A 13,603-nucleotide genomic window follows, 5' to 3' on the forward strand; every position below is an offset into this window, starting at 1 on the left:
TTAGACCATTTCTTCGCCGCCCTTGCCACCAAGGACGATTTCCCCGGCTTCGGCCATACGGCGGGCGATGGTGAGAATTTCTTTCTGCGCCGTTTCAACATCGCTGACGCGCACAGGCCCTTTGGCTTCGAGGTCGTCACGCAACAACTCGGCCGCTCGCTTGGACATGTTCTTGAAAACCTTCTCCTTGATTGCTTCATCAGCGCCTTTGAGCGCCAGCACCAGCACATCAGAAGACACCTCACGCAACAGCGCCTGAATGCCACGGTCATCAACATCAGCCAGGTTATCAAAGACAAACATCAGGTCTTCGATTTGCGAAGACAAATCTTCGTCGACTTCACGGATAGAATCCATCAACTGACCTTCAACGGAGCTGTCGAGGAAGTTCATGATATCTGCCGCACGCTTGATACCACCCAGGCTGGCGCGACTGGTGTTGGCATTGCCGGAAAATTGCTTCTCCAGAATCAAGTTCAATTCTTTAAGGGCAGCTGGCTGCACAGTGTTCAGTGAAGACACCCGCAACACGATATCCAGGCGCACTTTATGATCGAAGTGACTAAGCACTTCACCGGCTTGGTCTGGATCGAGATACGCCACCACAATGGCTTGAATCTGTGGGTGTTCGTAACGGATCACGTCAGCAACCGCGCGCGGTTCCATCCACTTCAAACTGTCGAGACCACTGGTGCTGCCGCCAAGCAGAATCCGGTCGATCAGATTGCCGGCTTTATCTTCACCAAGGGCCTGAGTGAGCATTTTGCGGATATAACCATCTGCGCCCACACCCAAGCTGGTTTGATCGCCAACGATTTCGACAAACTCACCCATGACCAATTCGACCTGGTCACGGTTGATATTGCGCATGCCAGCCATGGCCACGCCGACTTTCTGTACTTCCTTTGGCCCGAGGTGACGCAACACTTGCGCCGCATCGGTTTCACCCAAGGACAGCAGCAGAATTGCGGCCTTCTCAACCTTATCCAACTTGGCGTTCGCGCGACCTTCACTCATCGTCGTTGATCCACTCTTTAACTACTTGAGCAACCCGGCCCGGATCTTCGGCAACCAGACTTTTAATTGCATTGAGCTGGGCGTCATAGCCTTCGCTAGGGCTTGGCAACAGGATACTTTGCGGGCCGCCGAGGCTGACCCGGTCAGCCGCTAAACCACCGGCCATGTCGCCCAACTCTACATCGCCATCAGGGCCACCCGCCACCGACATTTCACGGCTCTTGCCACCGCCTGTAATGTTGTTTAACACCGGGCGCAGCACACCGAATACCAGCACCAGAATAAACAGCACACCCAAGACTTGCTTAACCGTATCCCAGAACCATGGCTGGGTGTAGAACGGAATATCTGCAACTTCCTCGCCGGTGACCGCTGTAAACGGCGTATTAATGACGCTAACGCTGTCACCCCGGCTGGCGTCAAAGCCTACCGAGTCTTGCACCAGCCGGGTAAAGCGCGCCAGTTCATCACTGGTCCATGGCACTTGCGTGGTTTCGCCGGTGGCCGGGTCAACTTTGAGTTGATCATCCACCACCACCGCGACAGATAACCGACGCAAGCGACCTTGCTGCTGCTTGGTATGGCTGATTGAACGATCCAGTTCATAGTTGCGAGTCGCTTGCTCACGTTTATCAGCCGGGAACGGTGCCAACATAGGCTGACCGGTCACCGGGTCCATGACTTGCTGACCATTGGCGTCGAGCAATGGCTGACCAGCAGCGACCGGGCCTGCAGGACCAGCAGCGGCAGGCGCATTGGCTTGCTGCGGCGCATTGGTAGGCGTCGGCGGTTGATTGCTCAGCGCACCTGGCACACCTTGTGGCGGTAAGCTGCTGCTGCGCTGCTCATCGGTTTTCTGTTCGCTGCGCAGTGCCGGTTGATCAGGGTTAAACATTTCAGACGTCGACTCAACGGCGCTGAAATCAACATCTGCGGACACTTCAGCCTTATAGCGGCCGGAGCCCAAAACCGGCTGCAAAATATTGTGTACGCGCTGAGTCATCAGGCTTTCAAGGCGGCGGCTGTAGTCGAACTGCTTGCCAGCCATGGTCAATGCCGAGTTCTCTTGCTGATCACTGAGCAGATTGCCCTTTTGATCGACCACGGTAACGTGCGATTTATCCAGCTCAGGAACGCTGGTTGCCACCAAATTGACGATCGCCATCACCTGACTTGGCTCAAGGCCACGCCCTGGATACAACTCGACCAACACCGAAGCACTCGGCTTGCGGTCGTCGCGCACGAACACCGAGCTTTTCGGAATGGCCAGATGCACACGTGCAGCTTTGACGTTATTGAGGCTGGAGACTGTGCGCGCCAACTCGCCTTCAAGGCCACGGCGATAGCGCGTCGCTTCCATAAACTGGCTAGTGCCCAGACCTTGTTCCTGGTCAAGAATCTCAAAGCCCATGGTTTTGTCGCTCGGCGCAACACCCGCAGCGGCCAAGCGCATACGCGCACGCGCCATGTCTTCGGACTTGACCAGCAAGGCACCTGAGTTTGGCTCAACGGTGTAGGCAATGTCAGCAGCCGACAAGGTTTCCATCACCTGCGACGCATCCATACCATCAAGACTGCCGTACAACGGACGATAGTCAGGCTGTTGCGACCACAGCACCACGGCAAAACCAATCGCCACGCTCGCGGCCAAGCCGACCATAAGGCCAACCTGACGCAGCATGGTCATTTCGGAAAGGTTTTCCAGAAATGTCAGACCGAACAGCGGCTTCTTAGAGTCGCCAGAGCTGCCAGTGGTAGCGGGCATATTTGCCGAGAGAGCGTCAGCCATGTGTCAATTTCCGCCTTTAAACCGGCATCTGCATGATGTCTTGGTAAGCCTGAACCAGCTTGTTACGCACCTGGGTCATCGCTTGGAACGAAACGCTGGCCTTTTGCGACGCGATCATCACGTCGGTCAGGTCAACGCCACCTTTGCCCATCTCAAAAGCTGTCGCCAACTGGTTGGATGCCTGCTGGGTTTCATTGACCTTGCCAACGGCTTGGCCGAGCATTTCAGAAAAGCTCGGAGCACCCGATTCAGGCGTCGCAGACACAGGTTTTGGGCGCGCCATGGCATCCGCCTGCATGGAGCGCATTTCCAACATCAGTCGATTAAATTCAATGCCTTGGCTCATACTTCCTCCACTGGCCGCTTTCTTTTTGACACTTCGCGGCGCTATGACCAGGTATTTGCAACAAGGGTGCCAGTTAGGCCAAGAAGGGACATTATTCTGATGAGATTGCGTGCTTACGCGTGCCTAGTTGCCGTTCCGTAGGGTGAATGACGCTTTTTTCATCCACCATTGGCCGCAACATATCTTCACGCATTTACAAATGCATGGCGGCCAAGCTTCGCGCCGACCACCCTGCCCCACAGGATCTATCGCGAGGCTGAAACGTCACTTAACTGGCGTAGAGGTACGCCTCAACATCCATACCCGCATCACGCATTTGCGCCAGCTTGTAACGCAAAGTCCGCGGGCTAATGCCCAAGCGCTCAGCCGCCTCTTTTCGACGACCACGCTCGGTGCGCAAGGTATCGATAATGACCTGAAACTCGCGCCGACGAAGGTCTTCACCCAAGGCACCGGATTCTTGCGTGCTCACCTCTTCGACCAGCACCTCCACAGGCGCAGCCAGACTGACAGGCGAAGCCGGTATTGCAACCTGCGCCAAAGAGCTGGCGCCCACAGGAGCGGCCAGACACAGATCCTGCGGCTCAACCATGCCGCCCTGTTGCAAAATCAAGGCGCGCTGCACGGCGTTATCCAACTCGCGGACGTTGCCCGGCCATGTGTGTGCCAACAAACTGGCTTGCGCCTGCGGAGAAAATCGCACCGGCGCGTGATTCATTTTTTTAACATGCTTGGCCAGCAGTCGCTCAGCCAAAGGCACGATGTCCGCAGGGCGCTCGCGCAATGGCATCCACGCCAGTGGGAACACCGAAAGCCGGTAGTACAAATCCTCCCGGAAGCGCCCCTGCGCCACATCATCTGCCATGTTGCGGTTACTGGTGGCCAGCACGCGAATATCCAACTCAATGGGTTTACGCCCACCTACCCGCTCAACTTCACGCTCTTGCAGCACACGCAACAGTTTTGCTTGAAGCGCTAGCGGCATCTCGGAAATTTCATCAAGCAAGATAGTGCCGCCATTGGCCAACTCAAACTTGCCGGGCGCACTGGTCACGGCACCGGTGAACGAACCCTTCTCGTGGCCGAACAAGGTGGCTTCGAGCATATTGTCAGGAATCGCTGCACAGTTGATGGCAATAAACGGTTTGTTCGCACGCGGCGACTGCTCATGGATGTAGCGCGCCAACACTTCCTTGCCAGTACCTGACTCCCCGGTGATCAAGACCGTTGAGTCGCTGCGGGCAACGCGTGCCGCAAGGTCAAGCAACTGCACGCTAACAGGCTCAACGGCAATAGGGCCTTGTTGGTCATCACTTGCGACGACCCCACGGGCGTGACGATCAACCAAGGCCAGCAAGGCTTTTGGCTCAAAGGGTTTAACCAGGTAATCGGCGGCGCCTTGACGCATCGCATCAACCGCTCGCTCAACTGCGCCAAAGGCAGTCATCAGCAACACCGGCATTTGTGGCAAACGCTGACGAATAGCCGCCAGTAGTTGATGACCATCCATCCCCGGCATGTTGACGTCAGTAACAACCAAACCAAAGGCCTGCCGCTCCAGCACCTGCAGCGCGGCCTCGGCACAATCCACCGCAAGGTAGTCATGGCCACCAATACTCAAGGTGTCGGCCAGTGCCTCACGCAGCGCGCGGTCATCTTCGACCAGTAAAATTTTTGCTGCCATGCTGGCTACTCCTGAACGATCATGGATGCCGCGCCTATCAACGGCAAAATCAACAACGCGCTAGTACCGCGCCCCGGCTTGGACTGCAACTTCAACTCGCCCTGATGGGCTTTAGCCACTGCCTTGACCACCGCAAGCCCCAACCCGGTGCCCGTGGTTTTAGTGGTGAAGAACGGCTCTCCCAAGCGCGCCAACGTCACGGCATCGATACCCGGACCGTCATCACTGATGCACAACCGCAACGTATTGGCGCGGCTGTACAGATGAATTTTCAAACGTGCCTCGCGCCCGGACGCTTGAATGGCGTTCTCAACCAGATTCAGCGCAGTGCCGACCAAAGTGTCTCGATTACACAGCAGTTCGCCGCTGTAACTGTCGCACTGCCAGCGCACCTGCATGCCCTGCACATGGGTTTCACCCGCAGCGCGCAAGGCATTGAATAATTCTTTGGGGCTGATGCGATCTGGCAGCGGCAAGTCGCCGCGGGCAAAAATCAACATGTCACGAACTTGATGTTCAAGCTCATGCAGGCGCTCTTTCAAACGCCCGGCAAATCGCTGCTGCTGCTCCGCAGGCAACACTTGCTCGGTGAGATGGCTGGCATACAGCAGGGCCGCAGAGAGCGGTGTGCGAATCTGGTGAGCCAAGGAGGCGACCATCCGCCCCAGTGCCGACAGTCGCTCGTGACGCGACAGCTGATCTTGCAGGCGGCGGGTTTCCGTCAGGTCAGTGAGCAACACCAACTGACCGGGCTCACCCTGTAATGAACGGGTGGCAATGGCGAGGCGACGGCCATCTTTGAGCGAGACTTCATGGCCATCGTCTTCACGGGGGGCAAAGCTGCGGGCAATGACTTCACGCCACAGCATACCGGCCAGCGGTTTACCCAAGAGGTTACGTGCCACCGGGTTAGCCTCACGCACCACGCCCTGGCCGTCGATGACGATGACGCCACCAGGCAGCAGGTCGAGCAGGCTCTGCAAGCGCAAGGCCAGACGTTCTTTTTCTGCCAACTCCTGCATGCGTTGCGCACTGACCAGCGCCAACTGCCCTTTAAGCTCAGTAACCCGCGACTCCAGCAAGCTGTAAGACTCGCTGAGCTGATTGGACATCTGATTAAACATCTCAAATGCCTGCTCCAAACTCGCACGGCCTGCTTGCTCAGCTGGCTCGGTGGGCATCTGTTGGGTGTTTTCAGCAATTTTGGCAGGGCTAGTCATTCATTGATCTCACACAGCGCGCCGTCATAAGACAGTCAGTTGCATGAGTGTTAGCAATACCCGTGCCTAAAAAAATATCTTTATAAATCAATAAGATAAAAAATAAGGCCGAAGGCAGTGTCAAACCTTCGACCTTATTTCATGGTGTTGCGCCAAGCGAATGACTCAGCAATCGCTCAAGGCACGGACTTGAATCAGTCGTCCATGCCTTCATCATCACGCCGGCTCATATTGTATTTGCGCATTTTCTCGACCAGGGTTGTCCGCCGAATTCGTAGACGCTCAGCCGCGCGCGCAACAACACCGTTGGACTCATCCAAGGCCTGTTGAATCAAACCTTGTTCGAGGTTGCCCAAATAATCCTTCAGGTCGATGCCTTCAGGGGGAAGCTGCGGAGCGGTTTCCGGGCCCGGTAGACCGGCAAAGATCGCCGCGCGCTCTTCAAACTCGTCGAGCAGGGTTTCATGCAAATGCTCATCTTCATCATCAACGTGACGAAACTTCTTCGGCAACTCACCCACACCAATGACGCCATAGGGATGCATGATCGCCATGCGCTCGACCAGATTGGCCAGTTCACGCACATTACCCGCCCAATCATGGCGGCACAACGACATGATTGCCGCTGAGTTAAAACGAATCGAGCCGCGCTTTTCGTGCTCCATACGCGAGATCAATTCATTCATCAGCAGCGGAATATCTTCGATGCGCTCACGCAGCGGTGCCATCTCGATGGGAAACACGTTCAAGCGGTAATACAAGTCCTCACGGAATGCGCCCACTTCGATCATCTTTTCCAGGTCTTTGTGAGTCGCGGCAATGATACGCACGTCGGCCGTTTGGGTTTTGTTGCTACCAACGCGCTCGAATGTCCGCTCCTGCAGCACCCGCAACAACTTGACCTGCATTGGCAGCGGCATATCACCAATTTCATCAAGAAACAGGGTGCCGCCGTTGGCCAACTCAAAACGCCCGGCACGACTGGTAATAGCGCCGGTAAAGGCCCCCTTCTCATGGCCAAACAGCTCACTTTCGAGCAGCTCTGCCGGAATCGCACCGCAGTTAACCGGAACAAAGGGCCCTTCACGGCGCTTGGAGTGGTAATGCAGGTTACGGGCAACTACTTCCTTGCCAGTGCCGGACTCCCCCAAGATCAGCACGCTGGCTTCGGTATCAGCCACTTGCTGCATCATCTGTCGCACTTGCTGAATAGCGCGACTGGTACCGACCAGGCTGCGGAATAAATTGGTCTCACGCTGACGGCCGCGGGCACGGGCCTGGTCGTACATCTCACGGTAGACCTGAGCACGGTGCAGCGAATCCAGCAGCTTGTTGTAGCTAGGTGGCATCTCAAGGCTCGCCAGCACACTGCGGCGATTATCTTCAGGCCAGTCACCAGGTGCATGCTCGTCAATCAGCAGTACCGGCAAAAATTCATCCCAGCTCACCAACTGCTTTACTTGTTCAAGCAGCTCCCCGCTGCGCTGAACATCTCCAAGCATCACGCACAGCACTGCGCGACTGGATTCAAGGTCAGCAACTGTGGCTTTCCATGAAGCGCTGTCACACGCCAAATGCTCTTCACCTAAAAAATTTAAAATCACCGTCAGATCACGGCGACGCTCGATATTGTCATCAATCAACAGAATTTTAGTTTCACGCCACATAGTTTTACTTCGTGTCCGGGAGTGAAAAATCGGCTGGCCCACTATCTGAACCGCCAGCATATAGCCATGTAAGTTAAATCAATTAACTCGGCAGATGTCAATTTTATGGCGTGTTTTTTTACCTTGTCCGACCAACGCCAATATTGACGCTCAAACATTCGAGGGGATCACACAATCGAAGGGAGATGCTGAGATAGACGCCTTGAGCGAGTGCCAAGGCGGGTGCAAAGTAGCGCGATAACATCAGCCAAACAGCTGATAAACCTTGGCCCCACTGTGGGACTGGTTGAGCTGTACTAATTCACCGGCAAGACGCTTTTGCTCTGACTGGCAAACGCTGACCAATTCACGGTACAAATCGAGCAGTTCAGTCATCCGCGTACGCAGGGTTTCTTCATCACCGACAACATCCAGCATCGCCTCATCTACGGCCTCACGGCATTGTAGATCCAAGCTGCCAATGGCTGCCCAATCCTGAGTGGCCAAGGCGCTACGCAGTGCACTGCCGGTGTCTTGTAGACGCTGTACTGATGAATTCATAACCTACTCCACATCCTTAGCCGATCGCGTCCCAACCGGATTTAATATTACGCAACAGGCCGGCAACTTCTTCAAGCGGCTCAGCTTGGTTCTTAACGTTGGCCTCAAACAAGCGTGCCGACATGTACTCATACAGACTGTCGAGGTTTGCCGCCAGTTCACCACCTTGCTGCAAATCCAAACCGTCGCGCAAGCCGCCTACAATACCAATGGCCTTACCGATCAACTCGCCTTTGAGTGCCACCTGACCACGTTCCATAGCGCCACGCGCCTGAGCAATACGGGTCAAGCCGCCTTCCATCAGCATTTGAATCAACCGATGTGGGCTTGCATCAACAGCCTGCGCCTGGGTGTTAACGGCTTGGTACTGTTTCATCGCTGCCATCGCGTACATTGTCGCTCTCGCTTATATATCTATGCCTGATACTTAGCTATCGGCGTAGATGCGAGAAGCTTTAACAAAAAATAGCGTTAAAATCCCAGGGCAGATAAGGCTTTTCATCTGCCACTCACGCCCCAGAATATCCAGACTACCTGCTCATTTCTGAATACGTTGCTGCCTGATCCATAGTGGGCAAGCTTCGCGTTGCCACAGCCTACAAAACCCCTGCCGCGTTGGCTTCACGTAGGGTGGTTGACGCTTTTTTCAGCCACCATTTATTGCCCAAACCTCAAGCACCGAAGGTACTCTTAAGCCTTGCCGTGCCTGATCCATGGTGGGCAAGCTTCGCGTTGCCACACCCTACAAAACCCCTGTCGCGTTGGCTTTACGTAGGGTGGTTGACGCTTTTTTCAGCCACCATTTGCGCCGACACAGCTAAAGGGTTTCAACCTCAGGTGCGATTGCGTCCCAGGCGGATTTGATCTCGCCCAGCAGCGCTTCAACTTCGTCGAGGGAGCGCGGGGTTTTATCCAGCGCGACACCTGCGAGGCGGCGGGTCATGTAGTCGTAAAGCGAATCGAGGTTTTGCGCCAACTCACCGCCCAACTCCATATCCAGACTGCCCTGCAAGGCACCAATGATACTGAGCGTGCCGCTGACCGCCTCGCCACGCAGACCAGGCTGGTTATCCGCCTGAGCTTTGCGGGCCAGACGCAAACGGGCAATGGCACCGTCAAGCAACATCTGCACAGCACGGTATTGGCTAACCTCCTGGCTGACCGAAACCTGTTTGTACATATCAATGGGTTGTTGGCTCATGCCTTACTTGTCCTTTTTAACGAAGCCTGGAAGCGCTTCAAGCGACTGGGTCAGGCGGTCGCTGGTCTGGCTGAGCTGGCTGACCAAGGACTCCATGGCGTTGAATTGTTTGTACAAACGTGTTTGCAGTGACTCAATGCGGCGGTTGAGATCTTCTTTTTGCTTATCGATATCAGTCAAGGTCGATTGCAAGCCGTCCATGCGCTGCTCAAGGACGCCACCACTCTTAATAAAGCCATCAACTTTGCTATCGAGCCGACTGGTTAAGCCGGTATCACCGGTAAAGAAGGTGCCTACTGAATCAAAATTGTCATTCAGTGCAGTTTTTAACTTGTCGTCATCCACCGCCAAGGTGCCATCTTTTTGGGTCGTTATTCCCATGTCGGCAAGTGTGCGTATACCCGTTTGGTTAGCCGGATTAACCAGCTCGTTGCGAACCGAACTCAGCAAGTTGCGCACGGTGGCATCACCGACCAAACCGCCTACCACAGGCTCCTTACCCTCACCCACGCTGACGACACGAGTCAGCTCATTACTGGTGGTAATAAGTGTGTTGTAAGCCTCAACAAATTTCTTGATGTTAGCGCTGACACCTGCGGTGTCTTGGCCGACCTTAACCGTCGCAGTCTTACCTGTTTCGGTAACGGCTGCCAGGGACAGCGTGACCTCAGGAATCGCATCAGTAACCGTGTTGGTTTTACTGTGGAGAACCAGCCCGTCAATGCTGAATTCGGCGTCAGCTGCCTGAGTAATAGAACCGGCACTTGTTGCATCGGAACTCACTAATGCCTTTGTACCATCAGCATTTAGCTTGGCTAACTCTCCGGTGCCGCTGACAATAATATCGTTACCGGCACCTGTGGTCGTTGAGCTAAATACGAGCCTGGACTCACCTGTGCTCGGGTTGTTAACGATGTTAGCGCTGATGCCCTGCTCTTTAAGCGCTGCGTTTAACTGGTCGCGAGTGCTGGCAAGATCAGATCCTGCAGCAATTTTGACGTTAGTTACCGCGCCAGCACTGCCGAGTTGAATCGATAGGGTCTCCTCGCTAGCGCCGCTGTCAAATGAGCTAGGGACGGTAGCGCTGGCCACCTTGCTGGAGGTAGCCAGATTTTTGACCACAACTGCATAGCTACCTGGCAGAGCATCCTTAGTAGCGGTTGCTGTTACCGAGCTGGTATTGGATGAACTGGCGGTACGGTTCTCAAACAACTTGATGTCGTTAAGCCCGGCCAGCGCAGTTTGGAACTCACTCAATGCGCCTTTGAGTGTGCCCAATGCAGTGAACTTGGCAGTTGAGGCAGTTTCAAGGCGCGACAGTTGGGCTGTCTTCGGGGCTGAGTCAGCATTCACCAACGCAGTGACGATGGCATCGATGTCCAAACCGGAACTGCCAAGACCTGATATACCTACCATGTTCTCCACCTCGTCATGGGTTTGACGCTAAATTATCTAGTGGCAACCCCTTACAAAAATCATGCCGCCTACCCACAATCCGGTAGAGACGCGGCCTTTATGCTTCAGCCTTGAACAACAAGCTGCGAACTGCCTCAAGGCTTTCGGCAAGCTTGAGTGCATCTTCAGATGGCATCTGGCGGATAACATCCCCAGAAGCCGAATCCGTAACTTTGACCACAACGCGGCCAGAAGAATCATCCACTGCAAAATTCAGGTCGCGGCGGATAGACTGCATATACCCCTGAATTGATGAAGCGGCCTGCTCAACTACTAGAGTTGAAGACTCAGACTCTTGCTCAGCCAGTTGTTGTTCACTGACCGCAACGGGGTCAACCTTGACCGCCGCATCTAGGCGATTGCCTGTGGCTTGCAGAGGCGCTTTTGCGGCGCTATTTACCAACGACAACGTATTGCTGGTTGCTACGTCCATCGTTAAATCCTCTGAATGGCAAGACGGGGAGAAGCGCTAAAGCACTTCCCCCCGCGATGTTTGCCTAACCTGTAACTATTACTGCAGGAGGCTGAGAACAGCCTGTGGCAGTTGGTTAGCCTGGGCCAGAATCGCAGTACCAGCCTGTTGCAGCACTTGGTTCTTGCTCAGGTTAGCAGTTTCAGCAGCGTAGTCGGTGTCCTGAATACGGCCCTTAGCGGCCGATACGTTCTCCGAGATGCTCTGCAGGTTGCTGATGGTGTTGTCGAAACGGTTCTGCACCGCACCGAGGTCCGAACGCTGGGAGTCGATAGAAGCAATCGCCGCGTCAATCACATCGATAGCGTTCTGAGCGCCGTAAGCAGTGCTCACATCAACGTCACTCACAGAAGACAGCAAACCGGCAGTTTCACCTGTGATGGCGCCTGCTGCTGCACCCGACAGCGAGAAGGCAGTCGAAGAGCTGAGTTTAAGTGCGCCGTTGGCAAACCCAGCAGCGGCAGGATCACCGATGTCTACCGTTGCAGAGAGGTCACCTAGGTTATCACCATCAGTGTCTTCAGCCGAGCGGGTTGCCAGAGTAAGGTCACCAGCGGCAGCAGCAGTTGTACCGTCAGCTTCGAAAGCCGCGCCTGTGAAGGAGATGGTTGCGCCACTGTCAGAGCTGATTTCAAGCGTGCCGTCGCCATTGACTTTAGCCTGCAGGCCAGCACCGCTGGAGTTTACAGCGCTAACAACCTGGTCGAAGGAGGTCAGACCCTTCAGGTCGATAGTCGAGTCAACGCTTGAGCTGTCAGTTTTAGACACATCGATTTTCAGGTCAAACACTTCAGCTGCTGCAGTTTTAGTGATCACTGCGTCAGTACGAGCTGATGCCTTGACCGGAGTACCCGCAGCGTTGATTTTGCTGGCAACTACTGAGGCTGTATCAGTCGCGACGAAGGCTTCAACATCAACTTGCTTACCGTTTGCCGAAATGGTCAGTGCACCGCTAGCATCAGCAGCAGCAGCGCTGGCGATACCCAGTGCAGTACCGGCTTTATCTGAAGTATAGGCACCAATTTTGTTAGCGCTGGCGTTGCCGATCGAAACGTTGATGGTTTCGTTAGCATTGGCGCCGACTTGGAAAGCAGTGGCACCGAACGAGCCGTCCAGCAGCTTACGGCCACCGAAGGTAGTAGTTTCAGAAATACGGTTCAGTTCGTTTTGCAGTGCGCCCACTTCTTTCTGCAGAGCAGAACGGTCGGTGGAGTCGTTGCTGCCGTTAGCGGCCTGCAGAGACAGGTCACGCATACGCTGCAGGATGTTGGTCGACTGTTGCAGAGCGCCTTCAGCGGTTTGCGCCAAAGAGATGCCGTCGTTGGCGTTACGAACTGCAACGCCCAGACCGCTGATCTGGCTACCCAGACGGTTGGAGATTTGCAGGCCAGCGGCATCGTCTTTTGCAGAGTTGATACGCGAACCGGTGGACAGACGCTGCAAGGAAGTGCTGAGCGCATTGGAAGACGAGTTCAGGTTGCGCTGAGTGTTCAGAGAAGCAACGTTAGTATTGACTGTAAGGGCCATGGTGTTTGCCTCCAATGGGCTAGTGTCTTAGGTATCTGGGTGTTGCGAGCTGTGGGCTTGAGCCTTGCTCCGGCACCCAGTTACTTCGCATTCGTAATTTGTATCGGCGTTACCGGCACAAGCTTTAGATTTATTTTCAAGGCGTTTCTGATTATTTATTTAACCTTTAAAAAACAACACGTTAAGAAAATAAAAACCATCAAATCAGAAACAAAACACAGACAATCCCGGGTGTGACAAGCGAAGCTTGTCCACCGTGGCGTTGCACATTCTTGAATATGTGCAGCCCCGCGAACGGTGGCCGTCGTAGGGTGGTCAACGCGAAGCTTGGCCACCATGGCGTTGCACATTCTTAAATAGGTTGTTACCGCAAATGGTGGCCGAAAAAGCGGCGACCACCCTACGAACCTCGTGGCGTTGCGCATTCTTAAATAGGTTGTGGCCGCAAATGGTGGCCGGAAAAAGCGGCGACCACCCTACGGGACTCGTGGCGTTGCACATTCTCGAATAGTTGTGGCCGCAAATGGTGGCCGGAAAAAGCGGCGACCACCCTACGTACTTCGTGGCTTTGCACGTTCGCAAATAGGTTGTGGCCGCAAATGGTGGCCGAAAAAAGCGTCGACCACCCTACGGGACTCGTGGCGTTGCACATTCTCGAATAGTTGTGGCCGCGAATGGTGACCGT

Annotated in this window: 12 protein-coding genes; all 12 read right to left on the bottom strand. The window is 54.7% G+C overall.

What is annotated here, in order from left to right; translation table 11 throughout:
* The 12 genes from fliG to ACIGCM_RS02520 all read right to left on the bottom strand — a co-directional run bounded on the left by fliG (position 1) and on the right by ACIGCM_RS02520 (position 12,918).
* Complete coding sequence (fliG, locus tag ACIGCM_RS02465) at positions 1 to 1,017, bottom strand: flagellar motor switch protein FliG (RefSeq protein ID WP_397500437.1); 1,017 nt, start codon at positions 1,015 to 1,017, stop codon at positions 1 to 3.
* Positions 1,010 to 2,806 (bottom strand): flagellar basal-body MS-ring/collar protein FliF, encoded by a 1,797-nt coding sequence (fliF, locus tag ACIGCM_RS02470; RefSeq protein ID WP_397500438.1) that lies wholly within the window; start codon positions 2,804 to 2,806, stop codon positions 1,010 to 1,012. The genes fliG and fliF overlap by 8 nt, the downstream gene beginning before the upstream one ends.
* 16 nt (positions 2,807 to 2,822) lie before the next feature.
* Complete coding sequence (gene fliE / locus ACIGCM_RS02475; RefSeq protein WP_397500439.1) at positions 2,823 to 3,152, bottom strand: flagellar hook-basal body complex protein FliE; 330 nt, start codon at positions 3,150 to 3,152, stop codon at positions 2,823 to 2,825.
* A 268-nt stretch (positions 3,153 to 3,420) separates the two neighbouring features.
* Complete coding sequence (locus ACIGCM_RS02480) at positions 3,421 to 4,836, bottom strand: sigma-54-dependent transcriptional regulator (protein WP_397500440.1); 1,416 nt, start codon at positions 4,834 to 4,836, stop codon at positions 3,421 to 3,423.
* 5 nt (positions 4,837 to 4,841) lie between these two features.
* On the bottom strand, positions 4,842 to 6,017 hold the full coding sequence (locus ACIGCM_RS02485) for a sensor histidine kinase (protein ID WP_397501099.1): 1,176 nt from the start codon (positions 6,015 to 6,017) through the stop codon (positions 4,842 to 4,844).
* Between the two features lie 233 nt (positions 6,018 to 6,250).
* On the bottom strand, positions 6,251 to 7,723 hold the full coding sequence (locus ACIGCM_RS02490) for a sigma-54 dependent transcriptional regulator (protein WP_397500441.1): 1,473 nt from the start codon (positions 7,721 to 7,723) through the stop codon (positions 6,251 to 6,253).
* A gap of 243 nt (positions 7,724 to 7,966) precedes the next feature.
* Positions 7,967 to 8,263: a flagellar protein FliT gene (locus ACIGCM_RS02495; RefSeq protein WP_397500442.1), complete on the bottom strand. Its 297-nt coding sequence runs from the start codon at positions 8,261 to 8,263 to the stop codon at positions 7,967 to 7,969.
* A 16-nt stretch (positions 8,264 to 8,279) separates the two neighbouring features.
* Entirely contained in the window at positions 8,280 to 8,657 is a 378-nt protein-coding gene (gene fliS / locus ACIGCM_RS02500) for a flagellar export chaperone FliS (RefSeq protein WP_339485871.1), read from the bottom strand.
* A gap of 423 nt (positions 8,658 to 9,080) precedes the next feature.
* The gene (gene fliS, locus ACIGCM_RS02505) at positions 9,081 to 9,464 is read right to left on the bottom strand and encodes a flagellar export chaperone FliS (RefSeq protein ID WP_397500443.1); all 384 of its coding nucleotides are present in this window, start codon (positions 9,462 to 9,464) and stop codon (positions 9,081 to 9,083) included.
* Between the two features lie 3 nt (positions 9,465 to 9,467).
* Entirely contained in the window at positions 9,468 to 10,880 is a 1,413-nt protein-coding gene (gene fliD, locus ACIGCM_RS02510) for a flagellar filament capping protein FliD (RefSeq protein WP_397500444.1), read from the bottom strand.
* Between the two features lie 97 nt (positions 10,881 to 10,977).
* On the bottom strand, positions 10,978 to 11,352 hold the full coding sequence (locus tag ACIGCM_RS02515) for a flagellar protein FlaG (protein WP_397500445.1): 375 nt from the start codon (positions 11,350 to 11,352) through the stop codon (positions 10,978 to 10,980).
* Positions 11,353 to 11,430: 78 nt separating this feature from the next.
* A complete protein-coding gene (locus ACIGCM_RS02520) occupies positions 11,431 to 12,918 on the bottom strand; it encodes a flagellin (protein ID WP_397500446.1) in 1,488 nt (495 codons plus the stop codon).
* Between the last annotated feature and the right edge of the window lie 685 nt (positions 12,919 to 13,603).

This window comes from Pseudomonas sp. NPDC078700 (assembly GCF_044542375.1).
Taxonomy (GTDB): domain Bacteria; phylum Pseudomonadota; class Gammaproteobacteria; order Pseudomonadales; family Pseudomonadaceae; genus Aquipseudomonas.